Here is a 15985-nt window from a genome sequence, read left to right as displayed (position 1 = left end):
CCTAATTGTAGCCTTGGAACATAATCCGTGGTAAGCAAAATTGAAATCTATATAATTGAAAAAGTAAAAGAGATGCGCAAAGAGAAAGGCCTATCTCAAATAGCCCTTTCCCAAAAATTAAACTTGAGTGATAGTTTCATTTCGCATGTAGAATCAAAAAATAGAAGGGCAAAATATAACCTAAACCACTTGAACGAAATTGCACAAATCTTCAATTGCTCTCCTAAGGACTTTTGGCCAGAAAAACCACTTTAATTTATCAGGTTACGGTTTTCCACATATTCCTGCTATTTTATATTTAGCGAAAGTGGATTAATCCCATGGCATTTCTTATTTAAAAAGTATATTGTGGGGAATATAACATGTTGGTAGCAAGCAAAAAACATATGGATAGCTATTCATTTTATAAAAGTCTTTATGACAGAGAACTAAATAGAAGGATACAATTAGATAATTCAATAAACTTACCCGTTACAATTTTAACTTTAATAGTTGGTCTAAATTATTATTATTTAAAAAATGTTGGAATAAGAGATATAAACGAAATTCTAATTTTGGATTATTCTGGATTTCCTGTAGTCTCTCTATTATTTCTGATTAGTCTCTTCTTTTTAATTAAATCATACAATAATCTATTCAGAGGATTTAGCTATAGAAACTTAGCAAAACCATCAGAAATATCTAATTTCCAAAATGAATTGGATAATTATAATAATCAAGTAGATGAGAAGGTGACTTTTGAAAGCATAATCATTAAAAGACTAAATAAAGTTTCTGATAATCATATTTTAATTAATGATCAGAGAAGCATAGATTTATATAGAAGTAGAACATTCATAATTCTTACATTAATAGCTTCAGGCTTGAATATAATTATACTAACAATAAAAACTCTTCAATTATGAGCGACAAAGACAAGCACGAACCAAAAAAGCCAGAGAAACCAGTACTTCCCAAATTTCCAACCGATAGAATTGAAAAAGGAGAAGTTCCCACAGATCCAAAAACCAAAAATGGAAAAAAATAAAGGGAATTTTAATGGATAAATTAAAATCAGAACAGGTTTCTACACTTTCAACAAAAATTTTTAATGAGGACGAATGGAAACCTGTTATTGAATTTTTCTGGAATCGATATAACAAAAGGTATTTTGATCAAATAAAAATTTTAGAAAACCACGATAATGAAAATAAGAAACAATTGGGTTTTTTGACTGCTAGTATTATGGGCCCCCGGGGTTATCACTTCCTTTTATCCATTGATCGTTCACTGAACGCGATTAAATTAAACAATTCCCGCATCCTGCTCCGCACCCGGTTTCCGTAACGTACTTCCAGTTCTTCAGCGTTTAAATTTGTGGTGGCATGTGTTTTGAGCTTTTTATTGGTTTCCAGATAAAGTTCATACCTCGATAGCAGTACCTCGCCCATAACATTTAAATCCTTGCCATAAAACCTGCCGGGTGGTTCAACGCCCAGGTCATCAAAACAAAAGAATTTAGTGCTACCATAGTCTTCGATGGTTTTATATCCAAGATGATTAAAACTAAAAGTCACGTTCCGGCTGGGTATCATTTCATAGTGTCGCTGGTTAGGTACTAAATGCCGCAGTAATTTCATTAAGCTAGTTTTTCCGCATCCTACAGGGCCTGATAGTAAAATCCCCTTATCGATATCAATTCCGTGCTTTTTACAATTTTCCTTATCACGGATAAAGTAGGAACACAGTTTTAGCAGGACCGCTTTATCTTCCTTGTAAATTTTAAATTTATTTCCAAAAAGGAGTTTTCCTTTGGCGTTGAGATACACTAAAATCTTAGGAAAATCATATTGTACACATTTCCCATCGAACTTACCCAGAGAATATTCCACACCACCTTCGGTTATTTTAGAGGGGTTGTCCATAATCCTTATTTTTAGTGGTTCGCAAGTTGTCCCGAAACTGGGACCCCTCCTTTTGATTTAATTTCTTTTTTTGTCTCGCCAGCGATTTTTTTTCAGCCCAGTACAAAGCAAGGGATCGCCAATCCCTGACCTCCAGGCCATCGCTGGTAAGCCAATCCCGATCCTGATAATATTCGAAGAATGTTTTTGCGTAATCCGGATCAAGATCCTTATCCTTAAAAAAATTCAAAACCACCTCCAGGCTGTTTGGTTGTTTATTATGTTTTATTAGTTTGGTATTGTTTATAGTAGATACCAATGCTTGTCCACTCACGGGACGCTGCGAGTCCATTACCTGTTCACTGACCGATCGGTGACGGTTCATGACAGGTTCCCGTATGGGATGGTACTGATCTGCCAGTTGTTCCAATTTGGGATCATACTGGTTCGGTTGCGATTCATCACCTGTCCCGAGAATGAACATCTTGATCTTACTGCCTTTGTAAGGATTGTTAGAGGGATAATAGCTAAGGTAAGACCAGGCATTAAGATCGGTAACACACCTGTGGTAGGTAGATTTGGAACCGATCTTAGCTACCTTCATCAGATCCCTGCGGTTCACAAAAAATTCATCGGCAAACCTGCTGCTATTCCATTCCTGAAATAAAGCCATGTATAAGCTAATGTGGGTTGGATTTAACCGGTCATCAAAGTAGAACTTCTCAAAGGCCGCATTTAATTGCTTGATATAGTTCATTTCTTAAAAGTTTAAATGATGTATCCGGTTCTCTTCCATAACCTTCTGAATTTCCTGCGCATCATAGTAAATGATGCCACCTACCTTGGAATAGGGAAGAGTGCCATTTACCCGTAGATTCTGGAGTGTTCCCGGACTTATTTGTAGCAAGTCCATAACTTCCGAAGATTTCAGGTACCTTTTAAGAGTTCCGGAATCCTGGCTGGTAAGAAGTTGTTTAATATCATCGAGCAATTCCATTTTGAATTCCCGAAGATCATCGGTGGTAATAATTGATGTTGGCATAATAGAACAAATTTTAGGGGTAGAGACATTTCATTTGAGAGTCCCTGACCTTGTTTGACAATTGTTCTACAAATTTGACTTGCTTTCTGCTTTTTCTTTCCCTATATCTTTCGTAGTACGAAAAAGTTTAACACTTAATAAATTATGATGGGAAATGGTGAAGTTTGATGGTTAACGGGTGGGAGGGGAGATGGATTTCTTGATAAAATTAATGAAGAATTGAATTTTCGTAGTACGATTTACTACGAAAAATTACTTTTCATCATCTTCTCGCATTTTGGTTTCCAGGATGCTTGCGATCTTGTAAAGATATTTTGCCCTGGGATCTTTCCGGGCTTTCATTTCGCCGTAATTCTTGTAATAATTATCAAATTTAATATTGAAGATATCCTCAAAAACTGAAAAAAGGGTTTTAAGATCGACTGTTCCATGGTTGATGTCTCCTGCATGGTAAAGGGAGTAAATCATTTCAACCAATGAAATTTTAGCGCCTGACCAAACCAGAACATTGGGTTGTCGTTCCCGGTAACTTCCACTGCTTCCGGGTTCAATGCGTTCTGATTTTTCACGGATGTAGTGTATATAACGGTAAAGGGCTTGCACCTTAGCCCATAACATATCGTGACTGGTGGAGAATTCTGGGTTTATGTAATAATTAATGGATGGGGAAAAGGAGAAATCAGGCCTTGCATTTCGGCTGAAGAACTGATGATCCAGGTAAGTACGGCCTTGTTCCATATAGCTTACAAAACTGCTATTGACGGTAAAGAACTTATTGATCTTTTTCATCTCTTTTTTTAGAAACCGCACCTTATTGGAATTTCCGGCTTTAGGCAGCATCAGTTCGCAGGTGCGGACTTCAGAGAAATAAATGAGATAACTCATCGGGAAAGGTTTGATGTTCTTGAAAAAATCGATCTCCTCCTGAGCATCCTCGAAATCTTCCTGCTCCACCTTCTTTTGCAGTTTTGATAATGTTTCAATACATAAACTTATCCCATCTTCAGCTTTCTTCAGGTCCGGTTTCTCGGACTGAATTAAGCTTTCGACTTTTTCGCTAAATGTCGACATGGCCTTTTCAAACATACTGTTGGTAAATGAAAGTAAATAAAAACGTTGCTGGGCTATCAAGTCTGGTTTGTTTAAGGATGGTTTTACTGGGTAATCCTCATCTGGTATTAAATTAATCCAAATGAGATTAAATATGTTTGTTACACCCTAAAAATTACTGATAATTCATTAAATTCACAATTTTACCTTCAGAATATATAAGTTTTTTTTATTTATAGTTTATATTTGGTATATGTTTAGCCTGGTGGACCAGGCACTTTCTTCCTTAAAAAACCATTCCTTAACTAAAGTAAACCCCCATGTTTGAAGGAAGGTATGGACAATATTGGAGCCGCGATAATATACTCTTTGTAGTTTATAAGCCCGAACTGGTAATAAGCCTGAAGGTTGCAAAGCAGGTGGTAAGGGATCGCCTGGAGTTTCAACAAAACCTTGAATACCCTGTGTGCTGTGATCTTTCCGGGGTGACCGACTCCAGCTTAGACGCCCGTCATTATATGGTACAAGAAGGCACCCTTTTAATAAAAGCGCTTGCCTTCTATACAACATCGCCGGTCGCAGGCCGCCTCACGGAATTCTACCTAAAAACCCTGTCCCATAAGGTTCCCACAGAATTTTTCACAAAAAAAAGCCAGGCTATAAATTTTTTAAAACCCTACATCGATATGAAGTAATAACTAAATTTATTTTTAAAATGGAACGTGAATTTAATCAAGCTAATTTACGGGGGATCTACCGTATGCTCACGGAATGGGCTAAAGGAAATTTTTCTTACAAGATAAAACGAACCAGGTACCAGGATAATCTGGAAGGCCTGGTAGCTTATTTTAACCAGACCGGGGAGGAACTCAATAATAAAAGAGACCAATTTCTTTGGCTTAACCTTCGAAATGAGATCGTAATGGTGCGATCAGCGGTGTTTATATTGGATGAAAACCTGGAAGTTCTCGATTATAGTTATAGGCATCCCGATAATGAGGAAGTTGAATCCTCGAAAATAATAGGTAAAGCATTTCAGGAATTATTGATAGGAAAATTCCAAGGGCAATGGCAGGAAAAAATAGTGGATTTTTTAGATAATAACGCTCAATCTTTTAATCTAAACCTCGAATATCAATTTGATGAATATTTAAAAATCAGTTTACCATCAGTGGTCTCCAGGTTAAAGGGAAGGGGTAAGGGGAAGTTTACTGTCACCTCTTATCACCTGGATACTTCAAAGGATTTTTTTTCTGAGCTACCTAAGGATTCTGGAATTAAGACCTATTCGAAATGGGACCAGAAACTATTTCATGAAATCCATATTTATATTATGCATCACCTAGAAGAAACTTTAAAACCTTTGGATCAACTTGCGGAGCTATTTAACACTAATGAGCATAAGATTAAAACCGTTTTTAAAGAGATTTTTGGCTGCACTCCGTTTCAATACCACGCCAGGGAAAGAATTAAACGGTGTAAATTTCTTATTGAAACCACAGATCTAGATCTAGCCAAAATTTCTGATAAGATGGGGTTTGGATCATATCCGCATTTTTCAAAAAGCTTTAAAGAAAAAACCAAGGTTACACCCAAGCATTATCAGAAGATCATCCGAAATTCATAAGTAATGAAGCTGTGATTTTTAAATAAGAGGCAATTTTGTATCCCACTTTTAAAAGCGTGCTTATACTTCGCTACAAGGAAAAACGTGCAATTTAAATTGTAGGGAAAAAGTTGTTAATCTCCTAAGATTATGATATTTGACTATTTAGAAGCTTGGGGTATATAAAAATGCTAGATAAATTTTTAGAATGGAAATTTCCCATTTTATTTACACCTTACCCGAATAATCTCATCAATTCTGCTGGTGTAACGGTTTGAAAGACGTTCCTGTTTCATCTTCCAGGTACGACCAAGATCCATACCTGCAAATTTCACTTTTCCGTTTTCTGTTTGGTTTAGGCGGTCTATGGTTTTCATAAGCATCTGATGCCTGGGATCCTTCTCAGCAAACAAGGAAAGCTGCCGCTCAGAAGCTGGCGTAATTCCCATAATAATTACTCCGGCTTTTTTATATTGATAACCGGGTTTGAAAATCTTTTTAAGCCCATATAAAGCAGCTTTTGTTAATACCATAGTGGAATTGGTTGGAGTGGAAAGTTTCACCACCATATTGGCGCGATACTGCTTAAGGTCGGTTCTAAAAGGATTAGTAATCAGAAATACATAGAGTAGCGTGCAATTTGAATCCTGTTTGCGGAGTTTTGTTGCGGCTTTTGCTGCATAAGTAGCTACCCGTTCCCGAAGATCGTCGAATTCACTGTACATTTTCTCAAAGCTTCGGGTAACCGCGATGTTCTTTTTATTCTTCACTTCCTCAAAATCCAGCGTACTTTCTCCTGAGAGATCCCGTTTTAATCTTAAACCCACTACACTCATTTTTTTCAGGGTAAATTCATTGGGTAACTGAATAAAATCCCAGGCATTTTTTACGTTAATACCAAGTAATCGTTTTTCGTGCTGTCTGCCAATCCCCCATACATCGCCAATTTTGGTCCAGCGTAATGCCTTTTCTTTCTTTTCTTCAGAATCGATGGCGTAAACACTCCCGGTACGATCAGCGAATTTTTTGGCGATCTTATTGGCAATTTTTGCCAGGGCTTTGGTAGGAGCCAGGCCCACACTAATAGGAATACCGGTTTGCCTGAACACACTTTCCACCATCTCTTTTCCAATCCGCTCCAGGTCGTATAATTCAAAGCCGATAAACTTAAGAAAAGATTCATCTATGGAGTAGATTTCAATATCCGGGGTGAATTGGGAAAGGATATTCATTACGCGGCCGCTCATATCTCCGTAAAGCGAATAATTACTGGAGAAGACCGAAATTCCTTTAGCTTCAAAATCCTTTTCAAATTGAAAAGCAGGGGCACCCATGGGAATGCCCATTGCTTTAGCTTCATTACTTCGCGCAATAACACAACCATCGTTATTGCTAAGTACTACCACCGGTTTATTTCGAAGAGAAGGATCAAATACCCGTTCACAACTCGCATAGAAATTATTGCAATCTACCAGGGCAAACATATTACAGGTCTTTTATGCAGTGAGTAACGATACCCCAGATCACAAAATCATTTTCGCTAGTGACTTTAATTGGTTTATATTTTTCATTTTCAGCTACAAGCCAGATCATATCCTTTTCAATTTTAATACGCTTTACAGTAAACTCTCCATCTAAAAAGCACACCGCGATATTTTCATTTTTTGGTCTTAGACTTTTATCGATGACCAACAGGTCGCCGTTACCAATCCCGGCACCTATCATACTATCACCTTCAGCTCTGCCAAAGAAAGTAGCTTCTTTATTTTTGATCAGTTGATGGTTAAGATCTATAATATCCTCTAAATGATCATCCGCCGGGGAAGGAAAGCCCGCAGAGATTCCATTGATAGAAACCGGCATTATAAGATTATGTAAAGAATATTTTTTGTAAATTTTCATAAGCAAACATTGAAAAACAAAATTAGGTAAAATTCCATATAAATGGATATAATCCAATTTAAAATTATGTGTTACGAAACCAGCCTGTCCAAAAAATTAAAATCAATTGAGAAACATGCCGGTGCGGTTATGCGATACCCAGAAGTTTATGAACCCTGGTATCATTTGTCGGGATTTACTCATCCTAATATGTTTTGTATTCCTATGGACGAACCGGATATTATTTTGCCGATGGAATGGGGGCTACTTGCGCCGTGGGCAGACGACATTTTGAAATTTCGAAAAAAATATAATACGCTGAATGCGAAAGCAGAAACACTTTTAACCAGTAATATGTATAAAGAAGCTTCCAGAGAACGTCGCTGTTTAATACTTGCAGATGGTTTTTTTGAACCTCACTATGAAAAAATGAGTGGTCCGGCTACGCCATATTATTGTTATCTGGAAGACCGTAAACTCTTTAGCTTTGCAGGAATCTATAATACTTATGATAAGGGCTATTGGACAGTGAGTTTAATTACTAGGGAGGCGAATGATTTCTTTGCTGAAATCCATAATAAGAAGAAAAGAATGCCATTGGCCGTAGATCGTAATTTTGAAGGAGAATGGCTTGATCCCGATTTAAACGACAAAGGAATTGAGGAAGTGCTGGCTACGAGTTTTATGCGAGAGCCTTTTAAAGCGCATCCGGTAACCAGGGATCTATATAAACGAGGTATACATACTAATACTCCTGAAATATTGGAAAAAGTAGAGGAAAACCCTAATCTTTTTAATGAGTGATTTTACTGGGTTTAATAATACCAAAACACTAGTAAAACCAACCGATTAGTTTCATATTATGATGGGTTTTCTATACTCAATAATTTTTTATGGCCTTGATTCTATTTTTAAAGTACCCTATTTACACAAATATTATTAATTGGGTAAGGCAACAATCCAATCATAGAATTAATTTTTAACTGATTTACTTATTATATCCGGAGCATTTTCCTTTTTTTGAATTTGAACTCCAGACTCGATCTAAGCTTTTTAAGGTTTTGAACTGAGGCTTCCGCTTCCTTGTAGATTTACTTCCTATAGCGCCTTCACATTACCTTTTTTGATGCATTTATTTAAAACATCCTAGCCTGGTAAAGCGTATAAAAAGAGAAGGCGAAGCCAAACCGGCTTTATGCCGCTGTCCAGGAAAGGATTCTGTTCTTTGCATCTTAAAAAGGTGAGGGGGCTTAAGGATGACGTTTGCATATGAATTAGGAAAGACCACCATTTTTTTAAGAAAGAAGTACTATGATGGAAAGTTCAACCAAGCGGACTTCATTGAAAAATTTCGAACTGGAGTGGAGCTTTCCGATTTTTCATCGGGTTAGCGTAATGGAAGTCGCAATTTCTTCGATGGTGTCCAAGACCTTTAAAGAGAAGCGCTTTTCCCGGAATAAAGCTTTTTCGGAATGTAGTGGGAATGGGCTGAACGGGTACACTTCTATTAATAGATACTGATGTAAATCTAATTAAGTAATAGTTTCGTTTCTCAAGTTGAATCAAAAAAAGAAGAGCAAAAATACATCCTTAACCACTTAAACAATGAATGCTCTCCTAAAGATTTTTGGCCGGATAAACCACTGTAGTAACGTATATTTCCAATTTTTTCCCTCCTATTCGATCTCTATCCTTTACGGTTTTCCGTTTTTTTCTTTTTTTTATTGTTTTATATTTAGCGAAACCTGGGTTTATCCCGTTCTATCTATTGTTAAATAGATAAATCATGTGAGATATAACGAGTTGTGGCCAATACTAATGAAAATTCAAACAATAAATGAAATTCAAAAAATTACGAATCACCAACTTTAAAGCAATTGAATTTTTAGAATTAGAATCCTTAGGAGATTTAGTACTAATTGCGGGGCAGAATGGAGTTGGCAAATCTTGCATTTTTGATTGTATCAGATTATTTAAATCTAATTATGGAAGTTATAATCAAAATGAAGTAAACAATTTTTATAATGAATTTCAGATAAAAGTTGGAAATCAATTTAATCTAGAAAAATTATTTAGGAACAGAGATAAACCTATAAATATTAAAGCTACAATTGAGCTTAGTGAGTACGAAATTAACTTCTTAAAAAAGAATGGAGAGTATTTACTTAAAAGGCTATTATGGAGGTTGTATACCAAAAATCCTAATTATGATCCTATAGATGATATTGCTAATTCAGCTGCATCAAATCAAAGAATGTATGGCAACAAAGTTGACCAAGAAGCCAAGAAATACATGGTAGAATTTGATAGGTTAATTAAGTCAAATGAATTTTATGGCGAGGTTCTAATATTTTCAGATAATACACAGAAAGTTCTTTCAAATATCGTTTTAGAAATTCTATTTAATACATTCAGTCCAGACGAGTTGGGCATAATAGATTATCACGGTGCTCATAGGAATTACCAAAAAGAAAATTTGCAAAATCTTAATTTAAGATTTGATAATTCCAATGATAATTACCAAAATCATGCTTTATATAATTATACAAATAAGTATAATAATGTAAAGACAGAAATGGCATCGAGTTATGTGAAAGCTTTGATAGCTAAAGAAAGTGGCGCCACTGATCACGCACTATCAGATCTCAATAATTCTTTGAGTTCATTATTTTCAAACTTTTTCCCGGGAAAAAGTTTTGATGGAATGATTCCTAATGCGAACGGTTCGTTAGAATTCCCCGTTAAAATTAAAACTGGTGAAAAGCATGATATTGCCGATTTAAGTTCTGGAGAAAAAGAAGTTCTATTTGGATATCTAAGGCTTAGAAATCAAGCACCAAAAAATTCTGTTATTCTTATTGATGAACCAGAATTACATCTAAATCCTAAACTAGCTAAAAAATTACCTGAATTTTATTACGAAACCATAGGAAAAGAATTAGGTAATCAAATATGGCTAGTTACTCACTCTGATGCAATTTTACGCGAAGTTGCTGGCAACAAAGATTACAGTATTTTTCACATGTCTGAATCGTTGAATGATGGCCATAATCAAGCAAGAAAAATTTCATTAGAAAATGAAGCAGAAGCAGCATTAATAGATTTAATAGGTGAATTCTCAGAATATGATCAAAATAATAAAATCGTAATTTTTGAAGGAGAAGATTCTGAGTTTGATAAAACAATGACTAGTATATTATTCCCAGAATTTGAGAATAGTACAAATTCAATTTCTGCTGGAAGTAAAACAAATGTTTCGAATCTTCAGAATGTTTTAAAAACTGCAGCTGACGAAGGAATAATTTCCAAAAGATTTATTTCAATAGTTGATAAAGATTCCAGTAAAGTTATTGAAGATCTTGAAACTCTAGAATTCTCATGGGACGCCTATCATATTGAAAACTATCTACTAAATGAAGAATATATTTTAAAAGTATTACTGGATCTAGGCTATAATAAAGAACAATATGATTCCCACAGTAAGATATTAGACGAATTGAAAAATTGCGCAAAAAATAATCTGAATTTTCATATCCAACATGAACTAAACCAATTTGTAACATCTGAATTACAACATTCAGTAACAATTAAAATAAACGATACAAATCCATTGAATGAAGAATATTTTAAGGCCATAGAAAAAACGATCTCAGAAATTGAATTGAAAAAGAATAATATCTTAAGTAAACGTGAACTTTTAAAAAAGGAAAAGATAATTTCAAATAAATTTCAAACTTCACTTAAGGATGATTCTTGGAAATTAATATTCAATGGTAGAAATATTTTAAAATGCTTTACCAATAAAATAAACATTATTAGATACGAGCAATTTAGAAATCTTATTATCTCCAAGATGAAGAATGAGGGGTATAAACCTGAAGGAATGAAAAAGGTAATAGATCAAATTTTAAATATAGAATAGTACTGGCCACAACAAAGAACTGAGGTAAATTCCAATAGCCGGCACCGTTAGAAAGAAAATAATTAACGTGACCAACAAACCAATACTATAAGCCGACAAATCCGCGCCCCCTACTCCGCCAACTGGCGATAACCGAGACCGTTGTGCGCAAGCTAAAAAAAGTAATATATGAACGAAGAGTTTAATCCAAACAGTTTTGAAAACCAAAGAGAAATGGACAAAATAGGCTTGGAACTATTTGTTCATAATCTTAAAGAAAACAGCTTCAATGATGCCGTTAATGAATTAATAACAAATTTAAAAACGGAACTAAATAAGGAAATAACGGAATTTTTAGAGTTTCAAGAACAAGAGGAAAATGCTCATCAGAATTACCACCTTGACACCTATTTCTTAGAAGATAAACTGTTGGCTCTTTCCGAAATGAATATTGTTTACGCATACAAAGATTTTGAAATAAACCTTAAGAAACTAATTAGTGCCGCTTACGGTATTGAAATCAAAGAATTCTACAAATGGGATTCCGTTACCGATTTTTTAAGGTCTAAAAAAATTAGATATTCAGAACTGAATGCATATCAAGAGATTAATGATTTACGCAAAGTCAATAATTCTATAAAGCATTCAACTAAACATATCGACAACAAGATTAAAAGTATTTCGGAGTTTTCGGATCTTAAATATATGAGACACTATGAACTTTCGGCATTTTTTAAGAGAATAAAGGATTGTCCTAATAAATTTTTAGAAGCTCTTTCTTCAGAAATTTACCGAAATTTATATGAATTTAACGATGACCGATTGAATAAAATAGCTGAGTTATATTCGTTGAGAATGGACAAAGAAACTGCTACCAGATTTATGAAATATTTAAAACAAAAGTATTGATAAATGGGATAAAAGCCAGCGCACAACAATATAAAAACAAAGATGCTCAAACCTGTCTCAAATCGAAACATCGTGCTTGTTTGCTTAGCGGATTTTCCGCAGGAAAATCAACGCTGGCAATCGCCGCACAGTTTTTTTTGAGAAGTTGGGCGTAATTCTTAAGAGAAAAATTTAAATGACTATAAAGACCTCTACAAAAGTTTTTAATTTACTCAGTTTAATATCATTAGGTTGCTTACTAATAGTTATTAAAAACTCTACCTTATCAACTCCAAATTTTATTCCTAATTTCATAGCAGACTTATTACAAAAACCACAAGTAAATACTGAAACCGGAGAATTATTTCGTCTACTTGAAAATTTCAGTTTAGCAATTATTTCAGGTTATCTTATTTATTTAATAATAGATTTCATTCCTAATAAAATTGCTTCCAGAAAAGCTTTTTTAGCCTGTAAATCTAATATTAAAGGAATTTATTTGACGATGAGTTCAATTATAGCTCCTTTAAAAATGATAATTGATTTAAATAAAGATGATAAGGAAATTAAAATAGAAGATTTAAAGAAAATTGAAAAGTACAAACCGGAGTTTGAAAGAACATATTATCAATCTCGCATAATTATTTTCAATTCAAAAGAGATCATTAAACAAGAAGATCTTTCAAAGGGAGTTTTTACTTTCCATCATAGTCTTGATGAATTTCATAAAAAATTATCAAAGCAAATTGAAGATCTATTTAGACTTCCAATTTCCAACAATCTAGATTATAAATTAGTTGAAATATTATCAAGTATAGATAATTCTCAGTTCCTGAAATTATCAAAAAATATGAATAAGTATGCAAATTTAGGCTCCTATACTTTGCACAATAGTGACCTCCATTTATATGAATTCTTACAATTATATTTAAAGTTAGAGAAATATAATTTTGATAAGCATAAATATACATTTAAGAAATTACCAGAAAACGAAATAGCCAATCTTAAGGAAGAAAGAGAGAGGATATTTCAACAACAAAATTATAAAGATGGAAAATTCTATCACAATAACGTAGAGTATATTGTAAAAGATGGCAAATTGATTTAACCAGAGAACTACGCCCAACAAAGACGGTTCATCGCCAATTGGATATCTCGGATCGATTTGTGCCAGTGATTTCGGTCGGTTAGTGCCAGGCATTTCGGTTCAAATTGTGCCACTTTTAGGTTATAGGTGAACCTATATCGGTTCGATTTGTGCCAGTTGTTTCGGTTCGTTTTGTGCCACTTTGAAAGATCAAGTAAATAATACCTTGTCGCTTAAAAACAAGCGATATGGCCAATACACTTGATCCAATGGACTTAAAACAAATTATTTCCTTACATCTCGATGGATTTAGCAACCGTAAAATAGGTGCCACCCTTGGGATCTCCCGCAATACGGTAAATACTTATATGCGGCTGTTCAAGGCCAGCGGCTCTTCCCTTAAGGAATTATTGGCCCTTGATAATGCTGGCTTAGAAAAGCTTTTTCCTTCACACACTACTATTGACAACCCTCGTTATGAGGAACTGATGTTATATTTTGAGGGGGTCAACAAGGCCCGGAATCATCCAGGGTTTACTTTTTTATACCATTATCAGGAATATGTAGCGCAGGCTAAAGATCCTTATGGTTATACCCAGTTTATGGAACACTACCGGCGCAAATATGCCAAGGTTAAAGGTTCGATGAAACTTGAACACGATCCTGGGAATGAAGTCTTTATTGATTATGCCGGCAAAAAGCTCCAAATTATTGATAAGGAAACCGGTGAACTAATCCCGGTAGAAGTATTTGTAGCCATCCTTCCCAACAGCCAGTACACTTACGTGGAAGCCTGCAGGAGCCAGAAACGAGAGGACCTGATTACCTGTTGCTGTAATGCCCTGCACTTTTATGGAGGCGTTCCCAAAGCCATTGTCTCCGACAACCTAAAATCAGCGGTAACCCGGGCCAGCAGGTATGAGGCTGACATCAACAGGAGTTTTAAAGACTTCGCACGGCATTACGACTGTGTGATAAATCCTGCCCGGGGCTATGCCCCGCAAGATAAAGCCTTGGTGGAGAATGCCGTAAACCTTGCCTACCAGCGAATCTATTATCCCCTTCGGGAAATGAGCTTCTTCTCTTTGGAAGATCTGAACCGGGAGATAAAACGCTTGTTGGAGCGGTACAATGACCTGTTGTTCTCCCGCAAGGAAGCCAGTCGCAGGGAACTCTTCCAATCTGTGGAACGGGAATACCTAAAGCCCCTGCCAGAGACAGTCTATGAACTGAAAGGCTACCGAAGGGCAAAGGTTCAGAAAATAGGCTATGTATACTTCTCCCCGGATAAAAGTTATTACAGCGCACCCTATCGTTACATAGGAAAGGAAACCACCATCCATTATACCAGTTCCGTTGTAGAAGTATATTATTATCATCAGCGGATCGCCCTGCACCAGCGCAACCCATCAAAAGGCAGTTATAATACCAACAAAGATCATTTAAGCAGTACCCATAAATACTATAGCGATTGGAGTCCTGAATTTTTTAAAAAGAAAGCGGCCATACATGGCAAGCACGTGCTGGGCTGTATTGAGAAAATAATCACCGCGGTAGACTATCCTGAAATAGGATATAAACGAGCTATGGGGGTCATCCAGCTCCATAAATCCTATGGCTCCCAGCGATTGGATGATGCCTGTAAAAGAGCTTTGCAGGCAGACGCGGTTACTTACCTGCGCATTAAAAATATCCTGAAAAACAACCTGGACAAAAGCTCCCTGTTTTACCAGGATCTCGAAGAAGATAAACCACACATCCCGGAACACGATAACTTACGGGGTGCTTCTGCATATAAATAATAAACCATTTAAATCCAATGAATATGAATAACAATCAGACTATTGAAAAACTTAAACAAATGCGCCTGGGGGCTATGGCCCAGTTGCACCAGCAGCACATAAAGGACAATCGTATAGAGAATATCACTGCTGATGAATACCTCGCTCTGCTGATCGATCACCAATGGGAAGACCGGCAGAACCGGAAGATAGAGCGGCTCTTAAAACAGGCCGGCTTTAAACAAGAGGCGAACCTGGCCGATGTAAATTACACCCAGCAACGAAACCTGGACAAGAACATGTTTACCCGCCTGGGGACACTGGATTTTATCACCAGAAAGGAAAATATTATCCTTACCGGGGCGTCCGGGGTTGGCAAAAGTTACCTGGCCCAGGCTTTAGGTCATCAGGGGTGTATGATGGAATACAAAACCATTTACACCAATACTGCCCGCCTTTTTAAGAAATTAAAACTGAGTAAAGTGGATGGCACTTATCTTAAGGAACTTGGGAAACTCATTAAAGCGGATGTACTGATCCTCGATGACTTTGGCCTGCAGAGTTTTGATAACCACGCCAGGGAAACACTGATGGATATCATCGATGACCGGTACAACAAAGCTTCCACAATTATATCTTCACAAATACCTGTATCCGCCTGGTATGATATTATTGGGGAAGGAACTATTGCAGACGCTATCCTAGACAGGATCGTGAACTCCTCGCATCGGATCGACCTCAAAGGAGAATCACTAAGAAAAGGAGCTTTAAAGAACGAGTAACATTAATTTTTTATATAATTGCAGTATCTTTCAAAGTGGCACTGTTTGACCGAAACAGGTGGCACCATCACTCCGAAATAGCCA

At 36.0% G+C, this 15985-nt stretch carries 17 protein-coding genes; 11 read left to right on the top strand and 6 right to left on the bottom strand.

Features of this window, described 5'->3' with window-relative positions; genetic code table 11:
- The first annotated feature begins 27 nt into the window (after positions 1-27).
- The 3 genes from BM084_RS14495 to BM084_RS19555 all read left to right on the top strand — a co-directional run bounded on the left by BM084_RS14495 (position 28) and on the right by BM084_RS19555 (position 1027).
- Positions 28-255 carry a helix-turn-helix domain-containing protein gene (locus BM084_RS14495; protein WP_218152251.1) on the top strand — a complete coding sequence of 76 codons (228 nt, stop codon included), beginning with the start codon at positions 28-30 and terminating at the stop codon, positions 253-255.
- A gap of 131 nt (positions 256-386) precedes the next feature.
- Positions 387-905, top strand: a complete 519-nt coding sequence (locus BM084_RS14490) for a hypothetical protein (protein ID WP_143083670.1) — start codon at positions 387-389, stop codon at positions 903-905.
- Positions 902-1027 carry a hypothetical protein gene (locus tag BM084_RS19555; RefSeq protein ID WP_262506682.1) on the top strand — a complete coding sequence of 42 codons (126 nt, stop codon included), beginning with the start codon at positions 902-904 and terminating at the stop codon, positions 1025-1027. The genes BM084_RS14490 and BM084_RS19555 overlap by 4 nt, the downstream gene beginning before the upstream one ends.
- A 214-nt stretch (positions 1028-1241) precedes the next feature.
- Here the strand turns inward: BM084_RS19555 and BM084_RS14485 are convergent, their stop codons facing one another.
- The 4 genes from BM084_RS14485 to BM084_RS14470 all read right to left on the bottom strand — a co-directional run bounded on the left by BM084_RS14485 (position 1242) and on the right by BM084_RS14470 (position 4056).
- Positions 1242-1904, bottom strand: coding sequence for a P-loop NTPase family protein (locus BM084_RS14485; protein WP_093305685.1), 663 nt, complete (start codon positions 1902-1904; stop codon positions 1242-1244).
- Positions 1888-2640 carry a hypothetical protein gene (locus BM084_RS14480; RefSeq protein WP_093305683.1) on the bottom strand — a complete coding sequence of 251 codons (753 nt, stop codon included), beginning with the start codon at positions 2638-2640 and terminating at the stop codon, positions 1888-1890. Before BM084_RS14480 ends, BM084_RS14485 begins: the two co-directional genes overlap by 17 nt.
- Before the next feature lie 3 nt (positions 2641-2643).
- Positions 2644-2925, bottom strand: a complete 282-nt coding sequence (locus BM084_RS14475; RefSeq protein ID WP_093305681.1) for a helix-turn-helix domain-containing protein — start codon at positions 2923-2925, stop codon at positions 2644-2646.
- 252 nt (positions 2926-3177) lie between these two features.
- A complete protein-coding gene (locus BM084_RS14470; RefSeq protein WP_245764388.1) occupies positions 3178-4056 on the bottom strand; it encodes an RteC domain-containing protein in 879 nt (292 codons plus the stop codon).
- Between the two features lie 239 nt (positions 4057-4295).
- Here BM084_RS14470 and BM084_RS14465 point away from each other — a divergent pair, with 239 nt between their 5' ends.
- Both BM084_RS14465 and BM084_RS14460 read left to right on the top strand, forming a co-directional pair.
- On the top strand, positions 4296-4670 hold the full coding sequence (locus tag BM084_RS14465) for a DUF7793 family protein (protein WP_093305676.1): 375 nt from the start codon (positions 4296-4298) through the stop codon (positions 4668-4670).
- 20 nt (positions 4671-4690) lie between these two features.
- Entirely contained in the window at positions 4691-5602 is a 912-nt protein-coding gene (locus BM084_RS14460; RefSeq protein ID WP_093305674.1) for an AraC family transcriptional regulator, read from the top strand.
- Between the two features lie 203 nt (positions 5603-5805).
- Here BM084_RS14460 and BM084_RS14455 read toward each other — a convergent pair whose 3' ends face one another.
- Positions 5806-7065: a Y-family DNA polymerase gene (locus BM084_RS14455; RefSeq protein ID WP_093305672.1), complete on the bottom strand. Its 1260-nt coding sequence runs from the start codon at positions 7063-7065 to the stop codon at positions 5806-5808.
- A gap of 1 nt (position 7066) precedes the next feature.
- The gene (locus BM084_RS14450) at positions 7067-7483 is read right to left on the bottom strand and encodes a LexA family protein (protein WP_093305760.1); all 417 of its coding nucleotides are present in this window, start codon (positions 7481-7483) and stop codon (positions 7067-7069) included.
- Positions 7484-7525: 42 nt separating this feature from the next.
- On the opposite strand from BM084_RS14450, the gene BM084_RS14445 reads away from it, so the two are divergent.
- From BM084_RS14445 to istB, 6 genes are all read left to right on the top strand, one after another.
- Entirely contained in the window at positions 7526-8266 is a 741-nt protein-coding gene (locus BM084_RS14445) for an SOS response-associated peptidase (protein ID WP_093305670.1), read from the top strand.
- A gap of 1033 nt (positions 8267-9299) precedes the next feature.
- The gene (locus BM084_RS14440) at positions 9300-11384 is read left to right on the top strand and encodes an AAA family ATPase (RefSeq protein ID WP_093305668.1); all 2085 of its coding nucleotides are present in this window, start codon (positions 9300-9302) and stop codon (positions 11382-11384) included.
- Positions 11385-11552: 168 nt separating this feature from the next.
- Positions 11553-12272, top strand: a complete 720-nt coding sequence (locus BM084_RS14435; RefSeq protein WP_093305665.1) for a hypothetical protein — start codon at positions 11553-11555, stop codon at positions 12270-12272.
- A 175-nt stretch (positions 12273-12447) separates the two neighbouring features.
- Positions 12448-13359: a hypothetical protein gene (locus BM084_RS14430; RefSeq protein WP_093305663.1), complete on the top strand. Its 912-nt coding sequence runs from the start codon at positions 12448-12450 to the stop codon at positions 13357-13359.
- A gap of 227 nt (positions 13360-13586) precedes the next feature.
- Positions 13587-15140 (top strand): IS21 family transposase, encoded by a 1554-nt coding sequence (istA, locus tag BM084_RS14425; protein ID WP_093303511.1) that lies wholly within the window; start codon positions 13587-13589, stop codon positions 15138-15140.
- Between the two features lie 23 nt (positions 15141-15163).
- Positions 15164-15901: an IS21-like element helper ATPase IstB gene (istB, locus tag BM084_RS14420; protein ID WP_075327970.1), complete on the top strand. Its 738-nt coding sequence runs from the start codon at positions 15164-15166 to the stop codon at positions 15899-15901.
- Positions 15902-15985: the final 84 nt, after the last annotated feature.

The sequence above is a fragment of the Salegentibacter agarivorans genome (assembly GCF_900113135.1).
GTDB lineage: Bacteria > Bacteroidota > Bacteroidia > Flavobacteriales > Flavobacteriaceae > Salegentibacter > Salegentibacter agarivorans.
This window is presented reverse-complemented; position numbering and strand designations above follow the sequence as displayed.

Excerpts from the sequence above, each read along its gene's own strand:
- BM084_RS14490 (WP_143083670.1), top strand. The coding sequence starts at position 387 with ATGGATAGCTATTCATTTTATAAAAGTCTTTATGACAGAGAACTAAAT.
- BM084_RS19555 (WP_262506682.1), top strand. The coding sequence starts at position 902 with ATGAGCGACAAAGACAAGCACGAACCAAAAAAGCCAGAGAAACCAGTA.
- BM084_RS14485 (WP_093305685.1), bottom strand. The coding sequence starts at position 1,904 with ATGGACAACCCCTCTAAAATAACCGAAGGTGGTGTGGAATATTCTCTG.
- BM084_RS14480 (WP_093305683.1), bottom strand. The coding sequence starts at position 2,640 with ATGAACTATATCAAGCAATTAAATGCGGCCTTTGAGAAGTTCTACTTT.
- BM084_RS14475 (WP_093305681.1), bottom strand. The coding sequence starts at position 2,925 with ATGCCAACATCAATTATTACCACCGATGATCTTCGGGAATTCAAAATG.
- BM084_RS14465 (WP_093305676.1), top strand. The coding sequence starts at position 4,296 with ATGTTTGAAGGAAGGTATGGACAATATTGGAGCCGCGATAATATACTC.
- BM084_RS14460 (WP_093305674.1), top strand. The coding sequence starts at position 4,691 with ATGGAACGTGAATTTAATCAAGCTAATTTACGGGGGATCTACCGTATG.
- BM084_RS14455 (WP_093305672.1), bottom strand. The coding sequence starts at position 7,065 with ATGTTTGCCCTGGTAGATTGCAATAATTTCTATGCGAGTTGTGAACGG.
- BM084_RS14450 (WP_093305760.1), bottom strand. The coding sequence starts at position 7,483 with ATGAAAATTTACAAAAAATATTCTTTACATAATCTTATAATGCCGGTT.
- BM084_RS14445 (WP_093305670.1), top strand. The coding sequence starts at position 7,526 with ATGGATATAATCCAATTTAAAATTATGTGTTACGAAACCAGCCTGTCC.
- BM084_RS14440 (WP_093305668.1), top strand. The coding sequence starts at position 9,300 with ATGAAATTCAAAAAATTACGAATCACCAACTTTAAAGCAATTGAATTT.
- BM084_RS14435 (WP_093305665.1), top strand. The coding sequence starts at position 11,553 with ATGAACGAAGAGTTTAATCCAAACAGTTTTGAAAACCAAAGAGAAATG.
- BM084_RS14430 (WP_093305663.1), top strand. The coding sequence starts at position 12,448 with ATGACTATAAAGACCTCTACAAAAGTTTTTAATTTACTCAGTTTAATA.
- istA (WP_093303511.1), top strand. The coding sequence starts at position 13,587 with ATGGCCAATACACTTGATCCAATGGACTTAAAACAAATTATTTCCTTA.
- istB (WP_075327970.1), top strand. The coding sequence starts at position 15,164 with ATGAATAACAATCAGACTATTGAAAAACTTAAACAAATGCGCCTGGGG.